This is a genomic window from Quadrisphaera sp. GCM10027208 (assembly GCF_042658805.1).
Classification (GTDB): Bacteria; Actinomycetota; Actinomycetes; order Actinomycetales; family SCSIO-59966; genus SCSIO-59966.
In genome coordinates this window covers 1-534 of the sequence record NZ_JBHSRC010000022.1, presented here as the reverse complement: position 1 = coordinate 534, position 534 = coordinate 1, and the positions used below count along the sequence as shown (strand labels likewise).

The 534-nt window shown below is 82.6% G+C and carries 1 pseudogene; it reads left to right on the top strand.

The features are described 5' to 3' along the window. Nucleotides 1-534 (top strand): annotated as a pseudogene (locus tag ACFP6A_RS14410) (hypothetical protein); the annotation flags it as partial.

Sequence of the window (534 nt, the reverse complement as noted above, 5' to 3'; positions counted from 1 at the left end):
CGCTCGAGCTCGGGGATGTCCGCGTCGGGGATGATCCCGCCGCCGGGCTGGTCGTCGTCGCCTCGGGTGCGACGGCCGCCGCGGTCGCGCTGCGGCGCCGGGAGGCGCCCGCGGCCGCCGGCGTCATCCTGCTCGCCGGCGCGTGCACGAGCGGCGTCTCCGCCGTCGTCCTGGCCTGGACCGTCGAGGAGCTCAGCGTGCCCGCCACCCTGGCCGGTGCCGCCGCGCTGGTCGCCGCCCGGGCAGGCACCCGCCGCGCCGGGCCGCTGCTCGTCGTCCTCGCCGCCGCCGCGACCACGGTCGCGGCGCTCGCGGCCGGGCTGGTGCTGGGCGCGGAGCCGCCGGCCGCCGCCGCGTGGGCCGGTGTCGTGGCGGCGGTGCTCGTGGCGCTCGCCGTCGCCGCGCCCGACGCGGCCCTTCGCCCGCCGGTGAGCCCCGCCGAGCGCCGCGCCCTGCTGGCCGCCGGTGGTGCGCTGGCGGGCCTGGCGCTGGTCCACCCGCTGGGCACGCCGCCTGTGGCGCTGGACGTCGCGG